This is a genomic window from Polyangium jinanense, assembly GCF_028435265.1.
GTDB lineage: Bacteria > Myxococcota_A > Polyangia > Polyangiales > Polyangiaceae > Polyangium > Polyangium jinanense.
Genome location: NZ_JAGTJK010000045.1, coordinates 16,678 through 42,570 on the forward strand (window position 1 = coordinate 16,678; position 25,893 = coordinate 42,570).

General features: G+C 68.9%; 28 protein-coding genes. 19 read left to right on the forward strand and 9 right to left on the reverse strand.

The annotated features are described in order from the left end of the window. Positions 1–2: 2 nt before the first annotated feature. Together KEG38_RS42620 and KEG38_RS55815 are read right to left on the reverse strand one after the other, a co-directional pair. A complete protein-coding gene (locus KEG38_RS42620; RefSeq protein ID WP_272426472.1) occupies positions 3–1,037 on the reverse strand; it encodes a hypothetical protein in 1,035 nt (344 codons plus the stop codon). Between the two features lie 11 nt (positions 1,038–1,048). Next, positions 1,049–2,872, reverse strand: a complete 1,824-nt coding sequence (locus KEG38_RS55815; RefSeq protein ID WP_272426473.1) for a c-type cytochrome — start codon at positions 2,870–2,872, stop codon at positions 1,049–1,051. A gap of 272 nt (positions 2,873–3,144) precedes the next feature. Here KEG38_RS55815 and KEG38_RS42630 point away from each other — a divergent pair, with 272 nt between their 5' ends. From KEG38_RS42630 to KEG38_RS42650, 5 genes are all read left to right on the forward strand, one after another. Further along, the gene (locus KEG38_RS42630; RefSeq protein WP_272426474.1) at positions 3,145–3,480 is read left to right on the forward strand and encodes a hypothetical protein; all 336 of its coding nucleotides are present in this window, start codon (positions 3,145–3,147) and stop codon (positions 3,478–3,480) included. Between the two features lie 118 nt (positions 3,481–3,598). Continuing rightward, the gene (locus KEG38_RS42635; RefSeq protein WP_272426475.1) at positions 3,599–4,675 is read left to right on the forward strand and encodes a hypothetical protein; all 1,077 of its coding nucleotides are present in this window, start codon (positions 3,599–3,601) and stop codon (positions 4,673–4,675) included. Positions 4,676–4,700: 25 nt separating this feature from the next. Then, positions 4,701–5,870, forward strand: a complete 1,170-nt coding sequence (gene galK / locus KEG38_RS42640) for a galactokinase (protein ID WP_272426476.1) — start codon at positions 4,701–4,703, stop codon at positions 5,868–5,870. A gap of 77 nt (positions 5,871–5,947) precedes the next feature. Further along, a complete protein-coding gene (locus tag KEG38_RS42645) occupies positions 5,948–6,112 on the forward strand; it encodes a hypothetical protein (RefSeq protein ID WP_272426478.1) in 165 nt (54 codons plus the stop codon). Positions 6,113–6,178: 66 nt separating this feature from the next. After that, positions 6,179–7,588: a glycoside hydrolase family 1 protein gene (locus KEG38_RS42650; RefSeq protein WP_272426479.1), complete on the forward strand. Its 1,410-nt coding sequence runs from the start codon at positions 6,179–6,181 to the stop codon at positions 7,586–7,588. A 14-nt stretch (positions 7,589–7,602) separates the two neighbouring features. Here the strand turns inward: KEG38_RS42650 and galE are convergent, their stop codons facing one another. The 4 genes from galE to KEG38_RS42670 all read right to left on the reverse strand — a co-directional run bounded on the left by galE (position 7,603) and on the right by KEG38_RS42670 (position 11,903). Further along, positions 7,603–8,601: a UDP-glucose 4-epimerase GalE gene (gene galE, locus KEG38_RS42655; protein WP_272426481.1), complete on the reverse strand. Its 999-nt coding sequence runs from the start codon at positions 8,599–8,601 to the stop codon at positions 7,603–7,605. A gap of 16 nt (positions 8,602–8,617) precedes the next feature. After that, the gene (locus KEG38_RS42660) at positions 8,618–9,814 is read right to left on the reverse strand and encodes a sodium/glutamate symporter (protein ID WP_272426482.1); all 1,197 of its coding nucleotides are present in this window, start codon (positions 9,812–9,814) and stop codon (positions 8,618–8,620) included. 18 nt (positions 9,815–9,832) lie between these two features. Next, complete coding sequence (locus tag KEG38_RS42665) at positions 9,833–11,296, reverse strand: hypothetical protein (RefSeq protein ID WP_272426483.1); 1,464 nt, start codon at positions 11,294–11,296, stop codon at positions 9,833–9,835. Between the two features lie 61 nt (positions 11,297–11,357). Beyond that, complete coding sequence (locus KEG38_RS42670) at positions 11,358–11,903, reverse strand: hypothetical protein (protein ID WP_272426484.1); 546 nt, start codon at positions 11,901–11,903, stop codon at positions 11,358–11,360. A 151-nt stretch (positions 11,904–12,054) separates the two neighbouring features. Between KEG38_RS42670 and KEG38_RS42675 the strand changes: the two genes are divergently transcribed. Beyond that, entirely contained in the window at positions 12,055–12,252 is a 198-nt protein-coding gene (locus KEG38_RS42675) for a hypothetical protein (protein WP_272426485.1), read from the forward strand. Positions 12,253–12,308: 56 nt separating this feature from the next. On the opposite strand, the gene KEG38_RS42680 is transcribed toward KEG38_RS42675, so the two are convergent. Next, a complete protein-coding gene (locus tag KEG38_RS42680) occupies positions 12,309–13,034 on the reverse strand; it encodes a M10 family metallopeptidase domain-containing protein (RefSeq protein WP_272426486.1) in 726 nt (241 codons plus the stop codon). Between KEG38_RS42680 and KEG38_RS42685 the strand changes: the two genes are divergently transcribed. Further along, positions 13,033–13,425: a DNA-binding transcriptional response regulator gene (locus KEG38_RS42685; RefSeq protein WP_272426487.1), complete on the forward strand. Its 393-nt coding sequence runs from the start codon at positions 13,033–13,035 to the stop codon at positions 13,423–13,425. The two genes, KEG38_RS42680 and KEG38_RS42685, sit on opposite strands and share 2 nt — an antisense overlap. A 222-nt stretch (positions 13,426–13,647) precedes the next feature. Next, on the forward strand, positions 13,648–13,956 hold the full coding sequence (locus tag KEG38_RS42690) for a hypothetical protein (RefSeq protein WP_272426489.1): 309 nt from the start codon (positions 13,648–13,650) through the stop codon (positions 13,954–13,956). 12 nt (positions 13,957–13,968) lie between these two features. Here the strand turns inward: KEG38_RS42690 and KEG38_RS42695 are convergent, their stop codons facing one another. Next, positions 13,969–15,510: an aldehyde dehydrogenase family protein gene (locus tag KEG38_RS42695; protein ID WP_272426490.1), complete on the reverse strand. Its 1,542-nt coding sequence runs from the start codon at positions 15,508–15,510 to the stop codon at positions 13,969–13,971. 62 nt (positions 15,511–15,572) lie between these two features. Next, the gene (locus KEG38_RS42700; protein WP_272426491.1) at positions 15,573–16,823 is read right to left on the reverse strand and encodes a hypothetical protein; all 1,251 of its coding nucleotides are present in this window, start codon (positions 16,821–16,823) and stop codon (positions 15,573–15,575) included. Positions 16,824–16,862: 39 nt separating this feature from the next. Here KEG38_RS42700 and KEG38_RS42705 point away from each other — a divergent pair, with 39 nt between their 5' ends. The 11 genes from KEG38_RS42705 to KEG38_RS42755 all read left to right on the forward strand — a co-directional run bounded on the left by KEG38_RS42705 (position 16,863) and on the right by KEG38_RS42755 (position 25,849). Then, positions 16,863–17,087: a hypothetical protein gene (locus KEG38_RS42705; RefSeq protein WP_272426492.1), complete on the forward strand. Its 225-nt coding sequence runs from the start codon at positions 16,863–16,865 to the stop codon at positions 17,085–17,087. Positions 17,088–17,304: 217 nt separating this feature from the next. Further along, positions 17,305–17,652, forward strand: a complete 348-nt coding sequence (locus tag KEG38_RS42710; RefSeq protein ID WP_272426494.1) for a helix-turn-helix domain-containing protein — start codon at positions 17,305–17,307, stop codon at positions 17,650–17,652. 161 nt (positions 17,653–17,813) lie between these two features. Further along, entirely contained in the window at positions 17,814–18,167 is a 354-nt protein-coding gene (locus KEG38_RS42715; protein WP_272426495.1) for a hypothetical protein, read from the forward strand. Positions 18,168–18,207: 40 nt separating this feature from the next. Next, positions 18,208–18,960: a 2OG-Fe(II) oxygenase family protein gene (locus KEG38_RS42720; RefSeq protein WP_272426496.1), complete on the forward strand. Its 753-nt coding sequence runs from the start codon at positions 18,208–18,210 to the stop codon at positions 18,958–18,960. Between the two features lie 39 nt (positions 18,961–18,999). Further along, positions 19,000–19,947 (forward strand): hypothetical protein, encoded by a 948-nt coding sequence (locus KEG38_RS42725; protein ID WP_272426498.1) that lies wholly within the window; start codon positions 19,000–19,002, stop codon positions 19,945–19,947. Beyond that, positions 19,944–20,891 (forward strand): hypothetical protein, encoded by a 948-nt coding sequence (locus tag KEG38_RS42730; RefSeq protein WP_272426500.1) that lies wholly within the window; start codon positions 19,944–19,946, stop codon positions 20,889–20,891. The genes KEG38_RS42725 and KEG38_RS42730 overlap by 4 nt, the downstream gene beginning before the upstream one ends. Before the next feature lie 222 nt (positions 20,892–21,113). After that, positions 21,114–21,749 (forward strand): RNA polymerase sigma factor, encoded by a 636-nt coding sequence (locus KEG38_RS42735; protein WP_272426502.1) that lies wholly within the window; start codon positions 21,114–21,116, stop codon positions 21,747–21,749. 5 nt (positions 21,750–21,754) lie between these two features. Next, on the forward strand, positions 21,755–22,768 hold the full coding sequence (locus KEG38_RS42740) for an energy transducer TonB (protein WP_272426561.1): 1,014 nt from the start codon (positions 21,755–21,757) through the stop codon (positions 22,766–22,768). Between the two features lie 60 nt (positions 22,769–22,828). After that, a complete protein-coding gene (locus KEG38_RS55820) occupies positions 22,829–23,596 on the forward strand; it encodes an energy transducer TonB (RefSeq protein ID WP_272426504.1) in 768 nt (255 codons plus the stop codon). 176 nt (positions 23,597–23,772) lie between these two features. Beyond that, positions 23,773–24,786, forward strand: coding sequence for an esterase/lipase family protein (locus KEG38_RS42750; protein ID WP_272426506.1), 1,014 nt, complete (start codon positions 23,773–23,775; stop codon positions 24,784–24,786). A 25-nt stretch (positions 24,787–24,811) separates the two neighbouring features. Then, on the forward strand, positions 24,812–25,849 hold the full coding sequence (locus tag KEG38_RS42755) for a lipase secretion chaperone (RefSeq protein ID WP_272426507.1): 1,038 nt from the start codon (positions 24,812–24,814) through the stop codon (positions 25,847–25,849). The last annotated feature ends 44 nt before the right edge of the window (positions 25,850–25,893 follow it).

Consider the following 25,893-nt stretch of genomic DNA (forward strand, 5'->3'; position numbering starts at 1 on the left):
ACCTACTCGAAGATATCGGGCTCCGGCTCGTACAAAAAGACCCTTGCGCGGGGCTCCGGCTCGACCGACGTCTGGCTCACCGCGACGGCTCCCGGCTGCGCCGGCGGCAGTTTTTCCTGGTTTTTCGGGGGAAACCACCGCCGCAGCCAGCGGCTCATGATCACGAACGTCCCGACCCCGCTGCGCCCAGGCCCCACCGGAATCGTGTACGTGGTGAACGTCTCCGTCGTCTCGCCGCGCAGGAGCAAAAATCCGCCCGCGACCTTCGTCTCCTTCGCCTCGAACCCGAGGAGCACCTCCGGCAAGACGAACACGACCCGCGTCTCGTCCCCCTGTTTGTCCTGGTATGCATTCACGCGCCCCGGCAGGATCGGCGCGGCCACGACACGCGCCCTGCGCGTCACGTGGAGGTCGGGCGTCCCTTCGAGGATTCCTTCCACGCGCTCCACGACGATCCCGTCGCCGTCTGCGCGATCGAAGGACAGATACGAAAGCAGCCCCGTGAGCAGACTGCGCCCCTTGTCGGCCGGTTTGTCCTTGAAGCGCGCGAGCACCCGCCCGCTGCCCATGCCCTGGAACTCAGGCTCGGCATAGAAAGGCGAGGGCCAGTCTTCCTTGCCGATCTTGAACTCGCCGCATTGCCCCGGTGGCATCAAGCGAATTTCGCCCACGGGCCCGTCGAGCCACGGAAAGGCCCTGCCATTCCCGTCCACGATGTGGAGCTGCCGCACGCCCGCGATCCCTGGACCGTCCTTCGGCGCTTCCTGCACCTCCTCCTTCGGCAGGTCGGCGACACGCGCCTCGAGCACCCGCACGACGCGGCGGATCCTCGCCTGATCGATCGAAGTTTGTCGGGAGCAACAGATCGGATCGTACTGGCAACACGCGGCCGCCTTCGGGGCCTTCGCCGGCTTCGTGGCGAGTGGCGGAGGCGCCTCCCAGCCCGGCGGCGGCGCGGGCTCGTCGGCCGCGCGCGCGGGCCTTCCCTGGGTGGAAAGCAGCACCGCCCCGAGCACGAACGAAGCCACGTTTCGCATTCCGAACCCCATCACAACGTCTCCAGGTAGGCGAGCAGCGCCTTCTTGTCCGCGCCGCTCAGCGTGCCGGGGAACATGCGTTGATCCTTCGCCGAAAGCATCTCGTCGAGCGTCGAGTATCGCCCATCGTGGTAATACGGCGCGGTCGCGCGCACGCCGAGCAGCGACGGCGTATCGAAATCGGCGCGGCGCTCGCCTTTTTGCCCGCTGCCCACGTCGTGTGACTTCCCGTCCGTGCCCCCGTCCTTGTGGCAGCCATTGCAGCCATAGGCCACGTAGACCTGCTTCCCGCGCTCCGCGAGGTCCGGTTCCTTCGGCTTCGTTTGCGGCGGCGGCGGCAGCGACGACACGTACGCGAGCAGCGCCTCGTAATCCTCCTCCGAATGCGGGGAGAGTCCGGTCCCGCCGAGCCGCGTGAACGTCTCGTTCAAGTGGTCGCGCACCGCCCTGTGCTCCCCGAACCATCCATAAGGCCCCGTGCCCGCGATGCGCCCCGCGAGCATCGGTGTTTGCCGGAGCCCGTTGGGGCTCGTCCACGCGAACCCGTCCTCGCGCCCCTCCGGATGACAGCTCGCGCAGCCGCGGCCCATGCCGAGCCGCGCGTCCCGCGTCGTATGAAACAGCCGCCGACCTCGCTCGATCTTCGGGTCCCGCGTCACGCTCGATCGACGCCAGAGCGGCACGCTCGTCACGCCGAACGATTCGCGCTCGATACGCGAGAGCGCCCGATCCATCTCCGACCAGACGAAGACTCGTTTTCCCTCGTCGGAGAGCACGAGCGAGCTCGGCCCCGCGGGCAGCGCGATCCGCCGCCGCTCCGCGACGCTCGGATCCCCGACCCACGGATCCATCTCGATCACTGCGTCGATGTCGAGGCACGCGACGAACAGGCCATTCTCGTCCGCTGCCGCGCTCCGCGGCAAGATGCAATCCTGCCCGAACGCCGCGTTGAACACGCCCGCCACGTGGTTCGTGATCGATCGCTTCGTGCCCGGATCGACCACGCTCACGAGCTGCGCCATCGTCCGCGGCCCCTGGCCGGACCCGCCGTATCCGATCGTCATCCCGACGGCTGGCGCGCCTGGATCCACGCTCGTGTGCGGCACGAAGATCCGGAGCGCGTCACGCGTCCCGTCGCTGCGCATCCCGACCACGCGCGCGAGCGCATATCCTTGCGAGGCCGCGCGAGGTGTTTTGTCGTCGAACGTTCCATCCGCGCCCACGCGCCGCCCCGCGTGCAGCGAGATCGACTCGGGCGCCTTCGCCGCGTCTTTGAGGTCCACCACCGACACGACGCCCCCCACGGCGTGCGTGACGAACGCCGTCCCGCCTGCGTTCGCCACGATCACCGCGCGTGGCTCGCGGGGCAGCGGCACCACACGCGAAACCGCGAGATCGGCCGTCGCGAGCACCGTGAGCGTCCCGCCGAACCCGCTCGTCACGAGCAGCGATCCGCCCTCCTCCGCGAACGCCCACGGCTCGGCCGCCACGTCCACCGCGCACCGCTCCTCGAAGGGTTTTGCGAGCGCCTCGTCGGCGGGTTCGAGCAAAAGCACGCGCGACGTATCGCGCAGGCCCACGGCGACGAGGCCTCCTTCGAGCGCGACCACGTGCCCCGGCCGGCCTTCGAGCGGCGTCACGGACACCTGTCGCATCGAGCCCGTGTCCACCACGTGGAGCGCCCGCTCGTCGTGATCCGCGACGAGCGCGAGCGTCTTGTCTCCTGCGCGCACGAGCGTCACCGCCGAGCTCGCGCCGCCGGCCGCCGCACGCTCGAAGCGCCGCGGGGAACGCGCCGCGCAACGCGGCGGTCCGCTCGACGCAACCGGGGCCACGGACGCAGCCAACGTCGCGGATGCGCTCGGCGCGACGCCGACGTTCTCCCCACTACGATCTTTGGAGCTGCAACTACTTCCAACGATCCCGAGCGAGGCGAGAAACGCGGCAAGCACCGCGGGGTTCCAGGGAAAGTGACGGTTCATCTCGATCGCGGCCTTTCGTGTCCGCGTGACCAGCGAGATTTTTTCGCGCTGCCTCCCTTGTGCGTCAAGGACCACGCGCGAAACCCTCTTGGGGCGAGCGCATCCCCTCTGCTAGGATGCTCCTCGTGACGACGCCGAACGACGTGATGGACGACGCCCCGAGCACGCGGCGGGTCCTCCCCGATACGCTGGAGCGCGAGCGGGCCGAGCGCACTTCCCAGAGCGCGCCCGCCCCACGCGGCGCTCTCTACGAGATCGTCATATCGTACAAGGAGCCGACCTTCGCCGAGCACGCGGGCCAGGAGGCCCGCACCTTCCGCGGCACGTTCCGTATCGAGGCCGCCGACGAAGACGACGCGCGTGTCCGCGCCGTCGCCGAGTTCCGCCGGATCCAGGCGAGCTCGTCCGTGGGCTGGTCGCGCGAAATCGTCGACGTCACCTGTCGCCGCGCCGACCCCTGAACCTCCCGCGCCGGGCGACGCGCGGGATGTATACACCCCGTGCGACTCCCGATATGCTCCTCCGAGCAAGCCCGGCGCAGTCGAAAACACCTCGCGCGGGGCCGCACGGCGCGACGTCATGCGAACCCTCCTCCGCGGCCTCACGGCGCTCCTCCTGCTCTCGCTCTCCCTGCCCGTGCGCGCCGGCGACGCCGACGAGCCGCGTCGAAAGGACGACGCGCCGGAGGCCTCGGACAAACCTGCCCTGGACAAACCTGCCCCGGACAAACCTGCGGAGGCGAAGCCCGCGGAAGCGCCCGTACCGCCCGACGAGCGCCGCCCACGATCGCTGGACCTCGGGGTCTTCTACGTCCCGTGGGGTATGCACTACACCCGCTCGGCCATCGGCGCGACGCTGGGATACAAAATTCCGCTCGTGCAAAAGAAAGGGGTCCTGTGGGATTCGACGAACGTCACGGTCGGCGTGCGTGACGTGTACGGCTTCGTCAACAACACCGTCGGGCCTTTCATCGACATCACGCCGATTGCCTTCTTCCGGCTCCAGGTCCAGGGCGCCTTCGATTATTTCATCAAGGAGCCGTTCAACGGCGGCATGCGCGTCATGACCCCGCTCGGCCGCGAGCGCCTCGCCGCGGAGCAGATCCGGCGCGGCCGCCTGACGGCCGTCGACTGGGTCAACCAGGAGGACGGCGAGGGAATGGATAACCCGGCCCATTTCCGCCCCGCCATCAACCACGGAGGCTTCCGTCTCCGCGTCCTCCCTACCCTGCAAGGTAAGGTCGGGCCGATCGCCTTTCAATACAATTTCACCGGCGACTGGAATTACTACACCGCCCCGGGCGCGAGTGCGGATGACGTTTATCACGACAATTTTACGTTCACCCTGCGCAAGCTCCAGGATTTCAGCCACGCGCACGAGGTTCTCGTGGCGTACACGGCCCCCGTCCCCAAGCCCGGCGAGCTCATGCTCGGCTTGGGTGGTCGGTATCAGCGCGTGCTCGGCACGGGCCTCGAGCAGCTCACGCTGCATGCGGTCGCCTTCGGTCGATGGCCGAAGAAGTTTCTCTCGGATCGCATGTCGCCTTTTGCCATCGCGCAGCTCGGCACGAATCTCATCGACCCGATGTGGCAATACGCCTTCTCCTGGATCCTCGTCGTGGGCGCTGATTTCAACTTGCACAAATCGAAGACCTGAGCCGCAACTCGGGCCTGGCGCGCGCATGAGAGACACAGCCAACCTCCGGTCCAGGTTCCACGCCCGCTTTGGCGCCCGAACTCCCGCGCCCCGGGCATTCTTCGCCCCCGGCCGCGTCAACCTCATCGGCGAGCATACTGATTACAACGACGGGTTCGTCCTGCCGGTCGCCCTCGAGCTCGGCATCACCCTCATCGCCGCGCCCCGCGACGATCGCCGCATTCGTGTGTACAGCCAGGATCTCGACCAGACCGCCGAGATCGACCTCGATCGGCCGGGGACCGGAAACTCCGGCCAGTGGGTCGATTACATCGAAGGCGTCGCGCACATGGTCGATGCGAGGATCCAGCGGATCCGCGGCGCGGATCTCCTCGTCGCGGGCGACGTACCGTGGGGCGCAGGTCTCTCGTCGTCGGCGGCGCTCGAAATCGGGACCGGTTTTGCCTTGCTCTCGCTTGCGGGCGCGACGGTCGACCGCGTGGCCCTCGCCCTCGCCGGTCAAGCCGCCGAGCATACCTTCGTGGGCACGCGGTGCGGCATCATGGACCAGCGCGTCTCCGCGTGCGCTCGCGCGGGATCGGCGTTGCTCGTCGATTGCCGGTCGCTCGCGGCCGAGGCCGTCCCCTTGCCCAGCGGCCCCGTCGCGATCCTCGTCACCGATACCCGCAAAAAACACGCCCTCGCCACGTCTGAGTACAACACGCGCCGCGCCGAATGCGAGCGCGGCGTCGCGCTCCTCCAGAGCGCCCTGCCCGATATCCGCGCTCTCCGCGACGTCACGGAAGCGGCCTTCGCGGAACACGCCTCGCTCCTCCCCGAGCCCATTCTCCGCCGCGTGCGTCACGTCGTCACCGAGAATGCCCGCACGCAATCCGCCGCGGACGCGCTCCGCCTCGGCGACATCGCGGCCGTCGGCGCCTCGTTCCTCGCGTCGCACCGATCCTTGCAGCATGACTACGAGGTGAGCTGTCCGGAGCTCGACGCGCTCGTCGACCTCGCCGTCGCCCAGCCGGGCGTTTACGGCGCTCGCATGACCGGCGGCGGGTTCGGCGGTTCGACCGTGTCCCTCGTCGACGAATCCGCGCTCGACGCGGTCATGGCCGCGGTCCGTGACGCCTACCAGCGCCGCTTCGGCGTCGAGCCCAGTTTCCTCGTCACGCGCGGCGGGGCTGGCGCGCGCGAGCTCGACGGGTGATCAATCGTAATCCCATCCCCGTCGCTCTTGACAGTCTCCCGGATTTCCGCTCCGCTCGTGAATGAAGGAGGGACGTCATGGCGACCAAAAAAACCACCAAGACCGCAGCAGGCGCGAAGGGTGGGAAATCGGCTGGCAAGACGACTACGAAGGGCACGGCTTCCAAGGACAAGACGGGCCCCCGAAAAGCCTCCGTGGGCGGCGGCGGCGGCAGCACGAAAGGCAACGGCTCGGCTGGCTGAGCCGACGGGCCCCTTGCAAAGGACCTTCCCGTCCGCGGACCGCCGGCTTATAAAGCCGCCGGCCTCATGAAGCTCGCCCGCCTCGCTCGCGCCGCGCTCACGAAAGATCCGCACCCGCCCCCGTGCATCCTCGGCGCGGAGGACGCGCTTTCCTCGCTGCGCTCGGCCTTGCCTGCGCGGTTTTTGCTCGGCACGGCCACGGCCTCGCACCAGATCGAGGGCGGTCTCGACAACGACTGGACCGACTGGGAGCGGGGAGCATTTCGTGACGGCGAGCCCCATGTCAAGGACCGCACGGTCTCGGGCGCCGCGTGTGATTCGTGGAATCGCATCGAAGAGGACATCACCCTCCTACGCCGGCTCGGCGCGAATGCGTATCGATTCAGCGTCGAATGGAGCCGCCTCGAGCCCACGGAAGGCGCCTGGAACGAGGAGGCCGCGGATCGATACCTCGCCTGGGCGCTCGCCCTCCGCGCGGCCGGAATCGAGCCGATGGTCACGCTCCACCATTTCACCTTGCCACGCTGGGTCGCGACGCAGGGCGGATGGATGAAGGATCGGACGATCGAGCTCCTCGCGGCATTCTCGCGCAGGGTCGCGAAAAAACTCGGATCGGCGGTCGATCTCTGGTGCACGATCAACGAGCCCAACGTGCTCGCGACGATGTCGTACGTGAAGGGGGTCTTTCCTCCCGGGCTCACGGATTCACGAATCGCCGCGCAGGTGCTGGCCCGTATGCTCAAGGCCCACGCGCGCATGACCGAGGCGATCCGCGAGGTGGATACCACAGACGCGGACGGCGACGGGCACGCCACGCGGATCGGCGTCGCGCACCACGTCCGGATCTTCCAGCCGGCGACGCGCTCTCCGCTCGATCGGCTGATCGCCGGCTTCACGGACCATTTCTTCAACGCGGCCATCGCGTCCGCGCCGTTCACGGGCCGCATCGAGCTCGGTATCCCGGGCGTCGTCGACATCGACGAAGCGGTCCCGGGCCTGCTCGGCTCCTTCGATTACATGGGCATCAATTACTACGGCCGCGACCACGTGCGGGCCGACCTCAGGGATCCTTCGCTCTCCAAGCAATACGTCCCCGCCGATCGGCCCGTCAGCGACCTCGGCTGGGACATCTACCCGGAGGGCCTCTACCAGGTGCTCAAGCGGTATGGCGCGCTCGGCTTGCCGGTGTACGTCACGGAGAACGGCATCGCGGACAAGGGCGGCAAGGTCCGCCCCTCGTTCCTGCGCTCCCATTTCGAGGCGCTCGTGCGCGCCGCGCGCGAGGGCGTCGATGTGCGGGGGTATTTCCACTGGTCGCTCCTCGACAACTTCGAATGGGCCGAGGGCTACGAGCCCCGCTTCGGCCTCTTCCGTGTCGACTTCGATAGCCCCGACAAACGCCGCACGCCCACGCCCGCGGTCGAGACGTTCCAGGACATCGCGCGCGGGCTCGGGCTCCGGCCCGAAGCCGGTTAGGAAACGCCGAAACGTCAGCCGTGTTTCTTCTGATGCCACGCCCATGCATGGGCGATGATCGTTTCGAGATCCGGGAACCGCGGGGACCAGCCGAGCAGCTTGCGCGCGCGCTCGCTCGATCCGACGAGCGCCGGTGAATCCCCAGGCCTGCGCTCGGCCTTCTCCACGGCGATCGCGCGGCCCGTGACGCGTGTCGCCGCCGCGATGACCTCCTTCACGGAAAAACCACGCCCATTGCCCAGATTCACGACCGTGCTCGCCCCGCCGCCGAGAAGATAATCGACCCCGAGGACGTGCGCGTCCGCCAGATCCGATACGTGGATGTAATCACGGAGGCACGTTCCATCCGGCGTGTCGTAATCTTCGCCGAAGATCCGGATCGACGGACGTTTGCCGAGGGCCACGGAAAGGACGAGCGGAATCAGGTGCGTCTCGGGGTCGTGATCCTCGCCGAGGAGGCCGCTCGGATGCGCGCCGGCAGCATTGAAATAACGAAAGCTCACGGACCTGAGGCCCCACGCAGTCTCGCACTCCGCGAGGATTTTCTCCACGACGAGCTTGGACCGGCCATACGGGTTCAGCGGGTTCTGCGGGTGATCCTCGGGAATCGGAATGACCTCTGGCACGCCGTACGTCGCGCACGTCGAGGAGAAGACGAACTTCGAGACGCCGGCCGCCTGCATGGCCTGGAGCAAGGTGACCGTGCCGTGAACGTTGTTCTCGTAATACGCGAGCGGATTCGCGACGGACTCGCCGACCTCGATGAACGCCGCGAAATGCATGACGGCGTCGATCCGTTCGCGCGAAAAGATCGCGTCGAGCGCGGCGCGGTCCCGCGTATCGGCCTGGATGACGGGCGCACCGAGCGCTCGCTCGATCGGCTCGCGGTGGCCTTTGCTCAGGTTGTCGAGCACGAGGGGCCGGTGGCCGCGCTCCGCGAGGGCGAGGGCCGCGTGCGAGCCGATGTACCCGGCGCCGCCGGTGACGAGAATGGTCCTCTGTTCGGTGGTCATGGGATTCGGCGCGCGCTCAGCGGAGCACGTTCAAGGCCTGCGTGACGAGGAGCGCATTGATGAAATCGATGAGGAAGGCCCCCACGATGCTCACCGCGAAAAACGCCTGCGGCGCCGGGCCCGATTTGCGTACGATCTCGTTCATGCAGGCGAGCGAGTTCGCCGTCGTGCCGAGCATGAACCCGCAATACCCGCCCGCCATGACCGCCGAGGTGTAGCTCCGGCCCATCATCCAGTAAATGGCCGTCCAGCAGAGCCCGATCGTGAGCACCACCTGGCCGACCAGGATGAGCAGCACCGGCAACGCGAGCGTCCGGAGCTGCCAGAGCTCCAGCGTGAGCAGCGCCATCACAATGAAGAGCTCGAGCGCGACGGCGCCGATGTCCTCCATCTTCTTTTGATCGATGCCCGCGAATTGCAGACGATCGTCGAGGTTGCGCACCACGCCGGCCACGATCATCGCGCCGATGTACGCCGGAAGCGTGAGCTTCCAGGCCGCGAACTGCGCGGAGAGCAGCGAACCGAGCGCCATCGCCACGCCGAGCACGATGATGTGCACGAGGTAATCGCCGTGTTTCTCGGACGGCCCCGCGTCGATGTCGATCTCGGGCGCCGGCATGGCGTCGCTCTCACCCGAGCGCAAGCTGTGGCGTCGAATCAAGAAGCTGCCGACGAACCCGCCGAGCAGGCCACTCACGATGATCCCGAAGACGGCCGACGCGAGGCCAATCGCGGTCGCGCCCGGGACGCCCGCCTGCTCGAAAACGGGGCCGAACGCGAGCGCCGTCGCGGGCCCGCCCGTGAGCGATACGGCGCCCGGAATGACGCCGAGCAGCGGCGGCAAACCCATCACCTTCGCCGCCCCGGCGCCCCAGCCCATCTGCGCGAGCAAGCCGAGGACCGCAGCGCCGAGGAAAATGGCGACGCGCTTGCCGCCGAGCGCGAGCAGCCGGAGGCTCGCCGTCATCCCCACGGTCGTGAAAAACGCGATCATGAGGATGTCGCGCAAGGCGAGGTCGAACTTGAAATTGCAGACGCGATCCCGCAAGGCAAGCCCGACAATCGCATAGACGAGGCCGCCGAGGATCGACGCGGGAATGCTGAGCCGTTCGAGGATGGGCACGGCCCGCCGGATGCCGCGGCCGAGGACGAGCCCGAAGCAGGCGAGGCCGAGGACCTGAATGGACGAAACTTGAAAGGTAGGGACATCCATGGCGGACCTGCGCGCGCCTCAGGGCGAGAGGACGCCCGTGAGCGCCTCGGCATACACGCGGCTCTCCTGGACCCGGAGCGGCGCCGCGCTGTCGAACTCCTCCCGCACGCCGATGCGGAGGTAATAATAATATCCGACGTCGAGCAAGCCGTCCGGAATCCGCAGCACGGGCTCCGTCGTCGAGAAGGAAGCCATGGTCCGCGTGAGTTGTCCTCCGGGGTCGAGCCGCCTCAGCGTGATGACGTACGCCGCGGCTTTGCCGAGCGAAGGCGCGCTCCAGGTCACCGTGGGCGTCTTGCCAATGCCGAGGAGCTCGCCATACGCAGGCTGATCGTTCACGCGAATGTCGAGCGGAGGGCCGAGCGTCGGCGCAATCGCGCCGGAGAACGAGGAGACGGGACCCGTGCGGCCCATGGCGACGGCCGTGGTCTTCGGGATTCCCGTGGGCATGACGTGCGTCACGGCATACGAGACCTCGACGGCGGCGATCTCGGACCAGCCCGCGGGGAAGGGATTGCCGTACACGAGCTCGGAAGGAGGCTGCGCCGCAGGGAGCGCGGAGAGCAAGAGCAAATCGGGCGTGGGGGAGACGGACGTTCGACCCGCGCCGCCCGGCTCCACGCCGACGCGCACGTCCTTGCCTGCAATCGTCGCTTCCGGATGCACACTCGCGGCGAGGGCCTGGAAGGCCGCATCGTCAAAAGAGACGGCGAGCTTTTTCGGAGGTGCAGCCACGAACGTGCCCTCGACGGGCGTGGCCGTGCCGTCGGCGAGCGTGAACGAGGTCGGCCCGAAGGCCCTGCGCACCGAGCGATAAGGCGCGCCGGCGCCGGCAATGCCGACCATTTGCGTGAAATAAGCCTGATCCCCCGCCTCGGCCGCGACGAGGTTCGGCACGACGAGCTCCGAGGTGGCCACGCGGAAATCGGTGATCTGCGTGGTGTCCATGGCGGGCTGCATGCCGTCGACCGGGGGGAGCGTCCCGATCGTGCCCGCGCCGAGGGAGAATACCTCGATGCTCGACCCTTCCCCCCACGGATTCAATCCATCGAACGTGAGCTCGAGCGCCGTCGTGTCCGTCGCCCCGATCGGCTCGGCGTCGGGACGGCCCACGTAGACGCGGCCGAGATCGATCGTACGCGGGGCGTTCATGATGAACCGCGGCGGCCGCGTCCCCGTGCCGAAGAGCTCGATGAAGCGCAGATCGTACGGCCCCTCGGGCAGGTCACGAATGCGGAACGTGCCGTCCTCCGCCACCTCGGCGATGAGCTCCCGCGGCGCGCCGTCGTCCCCGGGGACGATCGCGGCAATCTCGAATTGCCCGGGATCACGGACGTTCGTCACGTCCCCACCGTCGGTCAGGTGGAGATCGACGATCGTGCCGGTGACGTCGAAAATCGTCGGTTTGGGGGTTTCGCCGCCGCCGCCGCAGCCGAGCGCGCCGAGGAGGCATATCGAGGAAGCACCGAGGAAGGACCGCATGGCCCGGCGTACCACGGCGCGGTCGCCGCGAGAAGCCCCGATCGCCGGGCGAAACGCCCGATCAGTCGCGCATTACGACCTCGAGCTCCAGGACGACGAGCTGCATCGACCCCGCGAGCCCCTCGCGGCGGAACGATTGCATCGTCACGGTCGTGCCCGGCTTGCCCATCGCCGCCATGAGGCCCGAGAAGTAGCCGATCTGCATCGGGACGAACCACGGCATGATCCAGATGGGCAGCGCCCGCTCGACGACGCGGAGCCGGTTCAGTCCCGCCCGCTCGACGTCCCATTCGCCGAAATCATAATATCGGCCGGCGAGCGGGCGGAGGCGCGAGTGCACGTCGTCGGTCGACCTGCCCTGGAGCAAGGCCCGGTACTGGTGCTCCACGTCGTACGAGGCCTGCGCGCGCCCCTGCTGGTGCGCGAACGCGTCGAGCGGGGAGCGCGCGAGCGAGGCGAGGACGCCGCTGCCCGCCACGAGCGGGAACATGTCGTAAAAGCTGCTCGCGAGAAACGGCTGGCCAAAGAAGCTTTGCAACGCGGGCGTCGGCAATGCCGCAGCGAACGCCGGGAGGCCTCCTTCGACGCGGCACGTCACGAGGTGCATGAGGCCGCGATACGCGATCCCTTTGGCCCGAAAGGTTCCTTCCCCGGGCGGAGATGGGAGATCCAGGTACCAGGTGCGCAGATCTCCGGTCCCGGTCGGCGGGCGCGTCGAGGGGCGCGAGGAGGGGCGCTCCGAAGAATTCGGCCCCCAGGTGTCCGTCAAGCGAGGCGCGCCTTCGCTCGACGGCGGCGGCGGCCAGCTCGGCCGCCCGAAGCCGCTGCTGATCGGGGGACCGGCGGGCGCGCGCTCACTCGGACGCTCGGGCGCGACGGACGGCGGCGGTGGGGTCGTGCGACGTGGGGGCGTTTGCATGCCAGAACCCCGGCGCGATCGGCCGGACGATCCGTAGGGTAAACGATCCCGACCGCCGTGGCGAGAGAATCGAAGCGCGCCCGCGCGCGCGGCTCACGCGGGTTCGAGGAGCTTCGACCCCAGGTACATCCGCGCCATGCTCTCGATCCGCTCGGTCTGCTTGGCGTCGAAGAAGGGGGGAACGCCGGTACGCGAATAACTCATCACGTTGTCGGTCACGTCGCTGTGGCCGAGCCCGAAGAAATGGCCCAGCTCGTGTGCCAGCGTGCTCGGTCGTGCGCTCGCCGCGACGATCACCCAATGCTTCGCCGGCGTCTTTCTGTGCCGCCAGTGCACGCCCATCCGGAAGAGCTTCGGATCGTCCACGTCTCGCAGGGATGCCACGATCATCACGTTGATCCGCTTTGCCTCGAGGTGCGCGGCGAGCGCGTCCCTGTCGGCGCGCGTCTCGAGCCTGGCGAGCGCCTGCGGGAGAGCACGCGCGGAAACCTTGCGCAGCGTGACGCCGATCGGCGTGAAAAGCCGCGTGGCCTCGGCGATCTGCTCTGCGATCCACGTCTCGTTTTGGACCGCGACGCTGTCCTCCTCGGCGACGGCGAACGAGAGCGGGAGCGCGGGGATCGGCTCTTTTTCGGTCTTCTTCGCGAGCGAGGTCCGCGAAAGCAGGAACGAACCGGCGAAACCAAGACCCGAACCGAGGATGGCGCGACGGGAAAGCATGGCGAGCTCGATCAGCATAATCGATCCGGGCGGACGCTGCGAGCGTGCGAGCGCGACGCGGCCCGAGCAGGCACGCGCCCTGCCTCGGATCGCGTTCATGCAACAACCTGACGTCGTGGCCATCATTCACGAAGACGAAGCAGTGGCGAGGTCGCTCGCCGAGGAGATCGAGGCGACGGGCCTCCGCGTGGTCACGGCCGCGCTGGGCTCGCTCGTCGCGGCGCCCGAGGAGGCGCTCGCGCTCTTCGCCCGGCACGATCCACGCGTCGTCGTGTACGACGTGTCTCCGCATGACGAGAGCGTCCCGTTCCTCACGTTCCTGCGCAAAACCAAGGTCGGCTCGCGCCCCGCGTTCGTCCTCACGACCACGGCGGCGCACGACCACGAGCCGCTGCTCCGCGAGGCGATCGACTTCCGGAGCTGCCCGCACGCGGTCGATGCCCTCGTCTCCGCCGTGACGCGCGCCGCCTCCGCCCGCCGAGCCGCCTGACCCACCCCGATCCAGGCCCAACCTGGAAAATCAACGCAGCGCGTCTTGACAGGTAACACGACGCGTCATAAAAAGCGGACACATCCGAACGATGTCCGGGGCGGGCTTCCGAGCTCGGAGGGCAATGCATTGCGGCGCGATTCGCACGGCCCTTCGAGGGCCGTACGCACTGCCATGGCCCTGCCGGACGAGGGCTTTCCAGACAAACAGGAGGCATCCCTTATGACGACGCAAACCCAGAGCGAGACGAAGATCCCGAGCCTGAAGGACGTGAAGGCCGCGTCGGCCCGCGTCGAGCAGAAGGCGCGCGAGGTGTACGACGTGCTGGTCGATGCTTCCGTGAAATGGGCGGGCTTCGGCCTCGGGTACGGGCGCACGGCGCTCACGACGAGCGCGCGCGCCCTCGAGCGCGCGGCCGAGCGGCTCGCGACGCTCGAGGAGAAGCTGCCCAAGAAGGCGCCCGATGCGCCCGCCGAGGCGCAGGCGGCCGAGGCCGAGGCGAACGCCACGCCGGATCCGAACGTGAACTGAGCCGCGCGCTCCCTATCCGAGCCAGCTCTCCTCGAACGTCATCCCGATCGGCAGCGGCGCAGCAGCGCCGCTCTCGATCATCCCCGCCACCGGATACGCGCAATAGTCCAGGCTGAAGGCCCCCGCGGGCCGATGGTTCCCGGACAAACCAATCCCGCCGAACGGGAGCTTGCTGCTCGCGCCCGCGGTGCCGGTGTTGACGTTCACGCAGCCGGCGCGCGCCTCGGCGAGGAATCGGTCGATGACGTCCGGGTCCTTCGTGAAGATCGAGGCCGCGAGTCCGAAGCGCGTGGCATTCGCCTGCGCGATCGCCTCGTCCACCGAATCGACGACGACGTAGCGGAGCAGCGGCCCGAAGACCTCGACGTCCGCGCCGGGCCCGTCCTCGGAGAGCGTGAACCGATCGACACGGACGAGCCCCGGCGAGAGGAAATGGCCGCCCGTCGGGGATTCGAGGGCGCGCGCCGGGAGACGGACCTCGGCGCCGCCGTCCGCGAATCGCTCCTGCGCCGCGAGCACGGCCGCGCGCGCCTCCGCCGAGATGATCGGCCCCATGAACGGCTGCGGATCCCCAAGCGGATCCCCGACGCGGAGCCGCGACGCCATCTCCACGATCGTCCGGACGAACCGCTCGGCCACGGCGCCGTGCACGACGAGTCGCCGCGTGCACGTGCAGCGTTGCCCCGTCGAGACGAACGCCGAGCGCGCGACCTCGATCGCCGCCTGCCGCAAATCCGCGTCGGGCAGGACGACGGAAGGGGCATTGCCACCCATCTCCAGCGCGAGGACGCGGCCCGGCCAATCGAGGCTCGCTTCGAGGATGCGCCGGCCAACGGGCCACGAGCCCGTGAAAAGCACGCCGTCGATGTCGGGGTTCGCGACGAGGCGCGACGCGACGCTCGCGCCGCCGTGCACGAGGTTCACGACGCCGGGTGGCGCGCCCTCGGCGTCGAGCGCCTCGGCGAGCCACGCCGCGAGGGTTTGTCCGACCGCCGGGGCCTTGTCGCTCGGCTTGAACACGACGGTGTTGCCGAGCGCGAGCGCGGGGATGATGTGCCCGTTCGGCAGGTGCGCCGGGAAATTGAAGGGGCCGAGCACGACCATGACGCCGTGCGGCCGGAACCAGGCGCGCCCCGTGCGCGAGGCCGAGAGCGGAATCTCGAAGCCCGAGACGCGCCGGAGACCGCCGTGCTCGGAGGCGTCGAGCGTGATGTCGACCTTGGCGGCGAGCAGATCGGCCTCGGCGCGCGCGTCCCAGAGCGCTTTGCCCGTCTCGTCGGTGATGAGGCGAGCCATATCGGCCGCGCGCGCCTTGCAGAGGTCACGGAAGCGGCGGAGGGCCGCGAAACGCCGCTCGGCGGGGAGCGCGGCCCAGGCGGGCAAGGCGCGCCGCGCCGCCGCGACGGCCTCGTCGGCATGCGCGGGGTCGGGGCTGCCTTGCCAGACGATCTCGGCCGGACGCGTGGGGTTTCGCGAGGCGATGGCGTCGCCGGGGAGCGGGACCCAGCGGCCTTCGAGGAGATTCGACGGCCCGTGCGCGAGGAGGGTAGACATCGCGCAGAAGGGTCCCGGGCGTCCGGGCCCTTGTCAAGGCCCGGCGCCCCGGCGCGTCTCTTTTATTGCGGGGCGAACGCGACGCCGCGGAAGACGGTATTCAGCGGCGCGATCGTGGCGATGACGATCTCGGGGAACGCCGAGCCGTCGTCGAAAAGCGTGAGGACCCGGTTTTCGTTGTTCTCCGCAGTCGTCGCGACGATCCGCACGCCGCCCCCCCAGGGCGTCGCCGCGAGGCCGCGCACGCCCGCCGTGCCGTCGTTCCACGTCGCCGCGAGCGACCACGAGGCGCCGTCGAACGTCCATTTCTGAATTCCGCCGCCGTTCGCCGGGCTGCGATCGTCCGCGACGTACAGCGTGTCCGGACCGGCAATGGCGGCCGAAAGATCCAGCACGACAAACCCGTACGGGCTCGCGCCGAGGGTGGGCAGGCCCGGGAGCGACGTCGCGGTTTGTCCGGTCGACGTGGGCAGGCCCGCGCCGACCGTGAAGACGTTGACGAACGTGCCCGCGCCGGACGTCGCGTAGAGCTGGCCGCCAGAGGCGTGCACGCAGCGCGTATTGAGCGGATTCGAGAGGATCTGCGTGGGCGAGCTCGAGCCGAGCGTCGTGTAATGAATGCCGCCGGTCGTGGTGCTGTTGCCCGAGACCCAGATCGACGTGCCGTCCGAGGACGTCGCGCCGCGCACGTTGCTGCCGTTGAACGCGCCCGTGAGCAAGGTCGAGGTGTTCACGTTGCCGGACGCGTCGACCCGGCCGACGACGCGCGACACGATCTGTGTGCTCACGTTCAGCGTGCCCACGTCGGCGGCATACCCGGCGAGGAAGACGTATTTGCCATTCGCCGAGAGCGACAGGTGTCCTTCGGAGGACGCCGTCCCCGACAACGTGAGCTGGTAATTCGAGCCCGAGATCACCTGCGGCATGCTGGTCGTCCCCGGCGCGCCCGGCGTGGCCGAGCCGTCCGTGAGCCTCCATTCGAGGGAGACCGGCGCCGCCGCGGAAGAGAGCGTGGTCACGCCGTCGCCGATACGCAGGAGCACGATGGGCAAAGGCCCGCTCCCGCCGCCGCCGCTGCCGCCCGAGGACGAGCTCGCTCCGCTGCTCGCGCTCGACGAGGACGCCCCCATGCCGCCGCTGCCGCCCATCCCTCCGCTGCTGCTCGAGGATTGCGCGGGACCGCTCCACTCGTCGCCCCCCTCGCCTCCTGCACCGCCGCCGCCGCCGGGAAGGGAGCTTCCCTTGGCGCAGGCGAAGAAGACGAACGGGACGACCGCGAATGAAATGGCGACGAAGGATCGAGACGAAATCAAGCGTGCACCTCCGGCAAAGCGTTCGGATATCCACGGCGTATGCCGGATTCGTCGGGGCCGCAAGAGCGAGGCACGGAGGGTCGGTCAGAGAACGTCCTGCCCCTCCCGGGCGCGTACGGCCTCGGGCAGCTCGGCGCCTGGAACGACGTCGAGCATTTCGTCGGCGGGCTCCAGTTCGGCGCGGTCAACCACGTCACCGGCGCCGCGAACCTCTCGAAGCAGGACGGGCTGCCGTTCTTGCCCGTGATGCACGTCGGGCTCTGAACCCATGTGGTCCGGATCTTGCCCGGGCGGGACTCTGCCAGTTTTCCCGGGAACAATCAACACCTATGTGCGGGGGGGCCAAACGTTCCCGCGTCACCCTGGGTGTAGGCTGGTTCTCGGACGTCCTCTCCAAAATCTACGGGTCGGACGAACTGGGTGGTTTGTCTTCCGCGCATGTTGTGGTAAGGGGGAATCCTCGCTGCCGAGAGGTGATCCCATGCCCCGACGAACCGAACCCAGCCCCTTCTCCTCCAAGGTCGGCGCGCGCATCCGCGAGCTGCGCCTCGAGCGCAACATGTCCCTGCCCGCGCTTGGCGAGGCGAGCTCGATCTCGAAGGGCCACCTCTCGAACATCGAGCACGGCTTCGCGGCAATCACGATCGAGACGGTCGATCGCATCGCCCGCGCGCTCGATATCCCGCCCCTGTACATCCTCGCCTTCCCGACGGAGGACGAGCGGGCCCGCATCGCCGACGCCGTCCGCAAGTTGCCGAAGGCCGAGTGGAAGAAGCTGCGCAAGGAGATCGAGGGCCGCGCCCCCGCCGCGCCGAAGAAGCGCGCCTGACGATTCAGCCCCCCCGGGACCGAGCGGCTCACCGGGGTCTCCCCCTTCCTTCTCCCTCCCTGCCCCCGACGTATCGAGCGCGACGCCGCGCGGCGTGTCATGAATGGTTCGCGCGGGATGCGCGGCAGCCGCGCGTCCCGGCCGAAGGAGGATTCGACGTCATGACAGGCTGGACGATCGGGTACGGCGGTCTCTTGACCGCGCTCGGCATCGGGGGGTTCGTCGCGACAGGCAGGGAGCACAAGACGGCGCTGATCCCCGCGGGCGTGGGCGCGGCGGCGCTGGGGCTCGGCCTGCTCGCCCGTCGTGGTTCGTCCCGGAAGGCCGCGCTCGTGGGCGCGACGGCCGTGGCGGGCCTCGGCCTCGCCGGCTCGGCGCGCGGGCTCGGCAAGCTGCCGGCGCTGCTCCGCGGAGAGCCGATCGAGCGGCCTGCGGCGGTGATCGCGCAATCCATCATGGCGGGCACGTCCGCGGCCTACCTCCTCGCCGCCGTGCCTTCGCTGCTGCGCGACTGAGCCGCACGCGGGAGCGCATCGTGGTACGATCGCGTTTCCGATGACGCGCCCCTCCTATTCGCTACGGCAGACATGGCTTTCCGACATGACCGAGCGGTGCCTCGATCCTGCCTTCGTTCGCGCCGTGCAGACCGGGACGCATGAGGCCTTCGAAGCGCTCGCCACGCGGCCTCATCCCGGCGTGATCGAATTCCCGCTTCTGTCGGCCGAATACAGAGAGGCCCTTCTCCGCGAAATCCACGCATTCGAGCACTGGTGCCGCCACCGTCGCGTGGGCCCGGTTCGGCCGAACAGCATGAACAACCAGGGCGTCGTGCTCGCGGAGCTCGGGCTCGAAGGGCCGATGGACGAGCTGCTCTACACGTGGCTTTCGCCGCTCACGAAGTGGGCGTTTCCGGAGCATGGCGGTTCGAGCCTGGATCACCAGCATTCGTTCGTCGTGGAGTACGCGGAGAACGGCGATACCGACCTCGGGTTTCACGTGGACGATAGCGAGGTGACGCTCAACGCGTGTCTGGGGCTCTCGTTCGAAGGGGCCGAGGTGTACTTCCGCGGCGTTCGTTGCGACGCCCATCGAGAGGACCCGGCGAACGACACCGAGGTCTGGCAATGGGAGCCCACGGCTGGCCGGGCGATCCTGCACGCGGGCGCGCACCGGCACGGCGTGAATCCGTTACGCTCCGGCAGGCGCGTGAATCTCATCGTCTGGGCGCGCAGCGTGAGACACCGTCGCGTTCACCGCGCGCCCCACGAAGGCCCCACGACGTGGTGCCCGCGGTGCGAGGCGGCCTGAGAGATTGACAGGCAAAGCGGGCGCGGCTCTACTCGCACCGTGCTCGTACGTACATGTCTCCTGGTCGTTCCGCTGCTCGCCCTCGGCGGATGCTCGGGCCCGCCGCCGTCCTTCAAGGAGGCGGAAAACCTCGAAGCCCAAGCGAACTTCGAAGACGCCGCGCAAACGTTCGAGCTCGTCTGCGCCGAGGGGCCGACGAGCCCGGAATGCCAGCAGAGCAGCGCCCGGGCCGCGGGCGCGCTCGTGACGGCCGCGACGAAGGCCGTCGAAAAGAACGAATTCGGCAAGGCCGAGCGCCTGCTCGTCCGCGCTCTCGCCCTCGCGGACGAACCCACCGCCAAGGACATCGAGGCGCGCCTCGGCAAGGAGGACCTGACGGAAGGCATTCGCTTCGAGCAGGCCGCCGCGGATACGGACAAGGCCCGCGCGTTCGAGGCGATGAATGCGCTCGCCGCGGGAAGCACGCCTGTGGCGGCGCTGGCAAAGGCATGGATCGAGAAGGAGCGACCGGGACTGCTCGTGGCGCAGGTGAAAGCCGCGTGTGGCCCGGAGCATCAGGGGTCGTGCGCGGAGACGTTCGAGAAGCTCTCCGCGCTGCCCCAGCAGCCTGCCGGCTTCGACGAGGCAAAAGCCGCCCACGACGCCGAGCAGAAGCGCACGGAGAAAGCCCGCGCCGAGCTCGACCGGTTCATCGCGGTCTTCGCGCAGCGGGGCAAGAAGGAGCTGGCCGTCAACCTTTGTCTGGCGGAGAAGGCGAGCGAGATCGAGGCCGAGTTCCAGCGCATCCGCGCCTGCGAGGAGGACATCTACGCCGACGGGAAATCCGCCTACGAGCGGTTCGACGCGCGGCAGACCGAGGACTCGCTCTTTCGCAGGCGGCTCGCGACGCTCGGCGATCCCGTCGTCATTGCGAAGTACGAGGCGCGCCAGAAGGGGGCGCTCGCGACGGGCGAGGATCCGAAGAAGTCGGCGGGAGGTGCAAAATGAGCCGCTCCATTGCTTTTCGCATCGCCGCGCTCGCCCTCGCGCTCGCGGGCTGCGACGCGGCCAAGGAGCCGATGTCGAAGGCGAGAGAGGCCGAGGCGGCCGGCAAGATCCCGGAGGCCAAGGCGCTGTATGCGGAGGTTTGCAAAGCCGCCGAGAGCTCGCCGTTTTGCCCCGTGGCGAAGCAACGCATCGAGGCCCTCACGGTCCGGGAGGCGATCACGCTGGTCACCGAGGGGCAAACCGCGAAAGCCAAGGAGCTCTCCGCGACGGTCTCGGATGCGCCGGCGAAACGCGCGTTCGAGGCGCTTTCGAAGACGCGGGCGATGAGCAGCGCCGCCGCGTTCGAGGAGGCGAATGCCTCGACGGACCAGGCCGCAGCGCGGGCCAAGATGGAGGAGCTCGCCGGGCAAAGCTCGCCGGTCGCGGACAAGGCGAAGGAGTGGCTGACGAAGAATGGCCCGGCGCTCCTGCTCGCCGAGGTGAAGGCTGCGTGCAAGCCGGACGGGACGGGCTCCTGTGTCGATCTCGGCAAGAAAATCGCCAAGCACTTCCCCGCGAGTCCCGAGGCCGGCGAGGCGAAGGCGCTCGTCGACGCCGAATACAAACGCGTCCACCCGCTGCTCAAGCAGGCCGAGGCTTTGCTCGTCCAGAGGCTGGAGGTCAGCAACTGGAAGAACAAATACGACCTCTGCCTGAAGCAGGCGGAGCCCTCCCCCGGGGGCTACGAGATGCAGGTCTGCAAGACGGAGGTGGGCATTCCCGAGGACCGAGGAGATCCCTTCAGCACGAGCTTCCTCGAAGGCGCGTGGAAGAAGAAGCTCGGAGAGATCCACGACCCGGGCTGGGTGAAATCACTCGAGGAGCGGTGGGGGAAGATCGAACGTGATGGGATCTACGACCCCGCGAGTTTGCCCAAGCCGGGGGAGCCGGAATCGAAGAAGTAACGGTGAGCGGGCGCGCCTGGCTGCGGGAGCAGGTGTCCGCTTCGAGGTAGCCGTCGTCTCCCGCACATTTTCTGGCATCCACCCGCCCCGTTCATTTTTCGTGATCAACCTGCCCCGGACCGGGCATGGTAGAGACGTGGCCCCCGCTCTTGCCCACGTCCTGCCTGCGTTCGCCGCGTCTCGCGCGGCCCGAGGGCTCCGTTCGAAGCGGAGGGTGCGCCCGTGACCCTCGTCTCCGACCTGGACATCCTCTTCGCGGGCGCCGAGGTCTGCGAGGCGGACGAGCCTCGCGCAGTCGAGGCGTCGTGGGCCAGGGGCGGCGAGGCCGGCGCGGAGAAGGCGCGGCTCCGGGAGATGGTCGACGCGCATTTCGACGCCGTGTACGTGGCGCTCCGGCGGCTCGGGGTGCCCGCGGCGGAGCTCGATGATTGCGCGCAGCAGGTGTTCGTCGTGGCCTCGGGCAAGCTCGGGGTGATTGAGCCGGGACGCGAGAAGGCGTTTTTGATGGGTACGGCCGTGCACGTCGCCTCGCACGCCAAGCGCTCGCAGCGGAGACGGCGCGAGGTCCCCGAGGGGGACGAGGCGGCGGAGGCGCGCGCCGACGCCGGGCCTCGGCCAGACGAGATCGTCGAGCAAAGGCGCCTGCGGGCCCTGCTCGACGAGGTGCTCGCGGCCATGCCGGAGGATCTCAGGACCGTTCTCGTTTTGTTCGAGCTCGAAGAGCTCACGATGCAGGAGATCAGCGGGGCGCTCGATCTGCCGATGGGTACGGTGGCGTCGAGGCTCCGGCGCGCGCGGGAGCTCTTTGCGAGGATCTCGGCACGGGCCCTCGGTACGCAAGGAAGGGGGCGGCCGTGAGCGAGATGCGCAGGCTGCTCGAGGAGAATGGGGACGACGCGGCGACTTCGCTCCTGCGCGCGGCGCGGGCCGATCGGGCGCCGGCGGCGTCGAAGGCGCGGGCTCTCGCCGCGCTCGGAATCGAGCCGTCGCGAACGGCGAAGGCGCAGGAGATTTCGGCGCGGGAGATCGTCGCGCCTCGAATGGCGACGGCGCACAGGCCCCAGAGGTCCGAGCCTCGGCCGGCGCGGACGGGAATGGGCGGCGCGAAACGATCGGCGCAGGCGACGCCGCATATGCTCTTCCAGAGCGTCCTCGGGCCCACAGGACGACCGGTCGGGTTTTTCCAAAAAGGCCGGCTCGGCGCCGCGCTCGTGGCGGCGGCGCAGGTGGTCGTGCTCGGAATCGTGCTCGCGCAGCCCATGCAGCGGCCCAGGGTATCGAAGGGGCCCGCGGACGAGCCACAGCAATACCCCGAGCTCCAGCTCGGCGCAGGCATCGCCGCGCCCGCGCCTCGCGCGGAGGCGAAAGGCCACGACGAGGAGCCCGTTCGTGCCGCGACGCCCGTGGCCGCGCCGCGTCCCGGGCCGAATGCCGTGCCGTCGCCGCCAAAGGTAGCCGCGGAAGCCGAACCGCCGGCCTCCGAGGAGCCCCGCGCGCCCGAGGCCGCGCCCCCCGCGGTCGCCATGGTGGAAAGCGTGAGCTCGCCCGAGGTACCTCCGGCCAAACCCGAGGCCACGGCTGCACTCGTGCGACCCTTCGAGCAAGGGACCATGTCCCAGCCGAAGCGGATCGGCGGGCGGGATCCCGTGTACACCCGCGAAGCGCTCGAAGCGCGTGTGGAGGGCACGGCCCTCTTGCAATGCGAGATCACGGCGGAGGGCGCGACGAAGGATTGTCGGCTCCTCAGGTCTTTGCCGCACATGGACGGCGAGCTGCTCGCGGCTGCGCGCACGTGGCGATTCTCGCCGGCGACGCAGGACGGGCGGCCCGTCTCCGTGCGGTACGTCTCGAAGGTCAATCTCGTTCTGCCGAAGTGAATCGGTCGTGAAATAGGTTTCTCCGGGACGCACCCCGTTCGTCCTGGAAAGGAGGCATTCGTGTTCGAATCGGCCATGGGCCGGTACGAGGGCGCTCGTCCGCACCTCGGCACCGGAGCGATTCTCTCCATTGGCGCGCACGCGCTGGCGGCGGTCATCGTGTTCGCCATTCCCGCCAAAAAGGCCGCCTCGAACGAGGACGAGCCGGTCGTGGTGTTTCAGGTCCCGCCGAAGCCCGCGGCCTTACTGGGCTCGCCGGGTCCCGCGGCGCCCAAACCCCCGCAGGCGGCGCCGCCGAAGACGCCCCGGCCGAAGCGCCCGCAGGTGCCGATCCTGACGAACGAGCCGCCAAAGACCGAGCCGACCGAGCCCGAACCGACGAACGAGCCGCCCGCCGCCGCAGCGGGGGACGGGGCGACGGCGCCCGACGGCACGGGCAATGGAGGTGATCCGAATGGCAAGCCCGACGGCGTGCTCGGCGGGGATCCGAACGGCAAGGGCATCGCGCCGCCCCCGCCGGAGCCGCCGCCGACGAGCACCACGCTGAGCTGGACCTCCGAGATGGGCCGCCCGGTCCTCGTCGCCGGCCCGGCCCAACCGCCCTACCCGAGCGACGCGATGCGCCAGCGGATCGAAGGGACCGTCATTGCGCAATGCGTCATCACCACGGAGGGCCGGCTGCGGGATTGTCGCATCCTCAAAGGACACCCGTTCCTCGATCCCGCGGTGAACGCGACGCTCGCGCAGCAGCGCTACAGCCCGGTGACGTACGGCGGCCGGCCCGTCAGCGTGCGTTACGTCCTCACGTTCAAATTCAAGCTGCGGTGACGCACCTTGGATCGATGAAACTGATGCACGGCGGATCCACCCTGGATCGCACGTGACCCAATCCAGATCACCATCGCGCGGGGTTGTTGCAGCCTCAATGGCTTGTTCCAGGCGCGGCGCGTCATTCGATCCTCTGGCATGAACGGTGCCATTCGGATAGGATGGAGGGCCTCAACATGCGCTGGAACAATGGCTTGGGGGTTCGGTTCGGTCGGGCGGCGGCGTTCGGCGCGGCGATGTTCGCGTCGGCGTTCATGAGCGGATGTGGCGGCGAATCGCCGAACCAGCTCGCGGCGGCCGAGGAGACGTCGACGTCGTCGGCCAATGGCTACACCGACACGTACACGCAGACGAAATACCCCATCGTGCTTTGCCACGGCATGGCGGGCTTCGACGAGCTGTTCGGCGTCGTGGACTATTTCCACGGCATCGAGTCGTCGCTCGCGTCGGGCGGCGCGCGCGTCTTCGTGACGCAGGTGCCCGCGTTCTCGTCCACCGAGGCGCGCGGCGAGGAGCTGCTGCAGCAGGTCGAGGAGATCGTCGCGGCCACGGGCGCGAAGAAGGTGAACCTCATCGGCCATAGCCACGGCGGCCTCGACATCCGGTACGTCGCCACGGTGCGGCCCGACCTCGTCGCGAGCGTGACGAGCGTGGGCTCGCCGCACCACGGCGCCGACCTTGCCGATTTCCTCCGCGACAACATGACCGAAGGCGGCTTCTCCGAGGCCGTGCTCTCGCTCTTCGCGAACTCGCTCGGGACGATCCTCGGCCTGCTCTCGGGCCAGACGAGCCCGCAGGATTCGGTGGCCGCGCTGGAGTCGCTCTCGTCCGACGGCGCCGCGACGTACAACGCGACCTACGGCGCGGGCCTGCCTTCCGCGTGGTGCGGCGAGGGCGCGCACGAGGTGAACGGGATCCGGTATTTCTCGTGGTCTGGCACCTCGAAGGTGACGAACGTGCTCGACGTCTCCGATTACCCGATGGGCCTCACGGGCATCATCTACGACGACGCGAACGACGGGCTCGTCGGCCGCTGCAGCTCGCACCTCGGCGACGTCATCCGCGACGATTACAAGATGAACCACCTCGACGAGGTGAACCAGCTCTTCGGCATCACGGCGCCGTTCCAGACGAGCCCGAAGTCGGTCTTCCGCACCCACGCGAACCGCCTGAAGCTCCTCGGCCTCTGACGAACATCCGAAAGCGAGGATGCGCGTGAACCGCCGCCGCATCACCACGGGGTTCGCCCTCGTCACGCTCGCCCTTGCAGCCGGAATCGGCCTGTGGAGACGCGCCGGGGACGAACCCACGCGCGCGGTCGAGACGACGGCGGAAACGCGCAGCGGCAGCCCGAAGAGCGCGGCCCACCGAAAGACCTCGGCGGCGCCGGATCGACGTGCCGCGGCAAACGTCGATACCCGCGAGAAGAGCCCATTCCAGGAGAAGGCCCGCTCACTGCGTGGCACGGACGAGGACGGCGCCTTGCGCGTCGGGCCCGATGGCTCCCTCCTTCTCGGGCCGGACATCCTGCGCCTCTTCGATTACTACTTCACCACCGAGGGCGAGGAGAGCGACGAGACGATCCGCGCGCGGATCCTCGCCGCCATTCGCGAGCGCGTCGACGGCCCGGCCGCCCTCCAGGCCGCGGCGCTGCTCGATCAATACCTCGCGTATCGAAAGGACAAGGGCGGGCTCGAGCTGCCGAAGGCCGAGGAGGCCGATCCGACGGCGCGGCTCGAAGCGCTGAAAAAGCTCCGGCGCAAGCATTTCGGCGAGGAAACGGCGGACGCGCTCTTCGGCGACGAGGAGCGCGAGGGCGAGGTCGCCGCAGAGGCGAGCCGGGTTCGTCAGGACGAGACGCTGACGGCCGAGGAGCGGGAGCAAAAGATCGCCGCGCTCGAAGCGGGCTTGCCGAAGGGAGCACGCGAGGCGCGGGAAGCCGCGACGTTGCCGCTCCGCGCGCGCGCCGAGGTGGACGCGATGCGCGCGGAAGGCGCGACGGACGAGGACGTGTACACGAAGCGCGTCGAGACGCTCGGCGTGGAGGCGGCCGACAGGCTGGCCGAGCTCGACGCCGAGCGCGCGGCGTGGAAGGCGCGGATCGAGGCGTTCCGGAAGGAGCGCGACGCGCTCGCCGCGAAGACGCAGGATGAGGCCGCATTCAAGGCGGCCGAGCAAGCGCTGCTCGATCGTTCGTTCGCGCCGCTCGAACAGCGCCGGGTGCGGGCGACGCTCGCCATGTCGAACAAGTGAACGGCGCGCCTTGCGCGTCGGGTTCCGTGCTGGTACGCGGGGCC

Excerpts from the sequence above, each read along its gene's own strand:
- KEG38_RS42645 (WP_272426478.1), top strand. The coding sequence starts at position 5,948 with ATGGCGACCAAAAAAACCACCAAGACCGCAGCAGGCGCGAAGGGTGGG.
- KEG38_RS42730 (WP_272426500.1), top strand. The coding sequence starts at position 19,944 with ATGAGCCGCTCCATTGCTTTTCGCATCGCCGCGCTCGCCCTCGCGCTC.
- KEG38_RS42665 (WP_272426483.1), bottom strand. The coding sequence starts at position 11,296 with ATGCGGTCCTTCCTCGGTGCTTCCTCGATATGCCTCCTCGGCGCGCTC.
- KEG38_RS42715 (WP_272426495.1), top strand. The coding sequence starts at position 17,814 with ATGACAGGCTGGACGATCGGGTACGGCGGTCTCTTGACCGCGCTCGGC.
- KEG38_RS42635 (WP_272426475.1), top strand. The coding sequence starts at position 3,599 with ATGCGAACCCTCCTCCGCGGCCTCACGGCGCTCCTCCTGCTCTCGCTC.
- KEG38_RS42690 (WP_272426489.1), top strand. The coding sequence starts at position 13,648 with ATGACGACGCAAACCCAGAGCGAGACGAAGATCCCGAGCCTGAAGGAC.
- KEG38_RS42695 (WP_272426490.1), bottom strand. The coding sequence starts at position 15,510 with ATGTCTACCCTCCTCGCGCACGGGCCGTCGAATCTCCTCGAAGGCCGC.
- KEG38_RS42660 (WP_272426482.1), bottom strand. The coding sequence starts at position 9,814 with ATGGATGTCCCTACCTTTCAAGTTTCGTCCATTCAGGTCCTCGGCCTC.
- KEG38_RS42620 (WP_272426472.1), bottom strand. The coding sequence starts at position 1,037 with ATGCGAAACGTGGCTTCGTTCGTGCTCGGGGCGGTGCTGCTTTCCACC.
- KEG38_RS42740 (WP_272426561.1), top strand. The coding sequence starts at position 21,755 with ATGCGCAGGCTGCTCGAGGAGAATGGGGACGACGCGGCGACTTCGCTC.
- KEG38_RS42705 (WP_272426492.1), top strand. The coding sequence starts at position 16,863 with ATGCCGGATTCGTCGGGGCCGCAAGAGCGAGGCACGGAGGGTCGGTCA.
- KEG38_RS42710 (WP_272426494.1), top strand. The coding sequence starts at position 17,305 with ATGCCCCGACGAACCGAACCCAGCCCCTTCTCCTCCAAGGTCGGCGCG.
- KEG38_RS42720 (WP_272426496.1), top strand. The coding sequence starts at position 18,208 with ATGACGCGCCCCTCCTATTCGCTACGGCAGACATGGCTTTCCGACATG.
- KEG38_RS42680 (WP_272426486.1), bottom strand. The coding sequence starts at position 13,034 with ATGAACGCGATCCGAGGCAGGGCGCGTGCCTGCTCGGGCCGCGTCGCG.
- galK (WP_272426476.1), top strand. The coding sequence starts at position 4,701 with ATGAGAGACACAGCCAACCTCCGGTCCAGGTTCCACGCCCGCTTTGGC.
- KEG38_RS42685 (WP_272426487.1), top strand. The coding sequence starts at position 13,033 with ATGCAACAACCTGACGTCGTGGCCATCATTCACGAAGACGAAGCAGTG.
- galE (WP_272426481.1), bottom strand. The coding sequence starts at position 8,601 with ATGACCACCGAACAGAGGACCATTCTCGTCACCGGCGGCGCCGGGTAC.
- KEG38_RS42670 (WP_272426484.1), bottom strand. The coding sequence starts at position 11,903 with ATGCACCTCGTGACGTGCCGCGTCGAAGGAGGCCTCCCGGCGTTCGCT.
- KEG38_RS42650 (WP_272426479.1), top strand. The coding sequence starts at position 6,179 with ATGAAGCTCGCCCGCCTCGCTCGCGCCGCGCTCACGAAAGATCCGCAC.
- KEG38_RS42750 (WP_272426506.1), top strand. The coding sequence starts at position 23,773 with ATGCGCTGGAACAATGGCTTGGGGGTTCGGTTCGGTCGGGCGGCGGCG.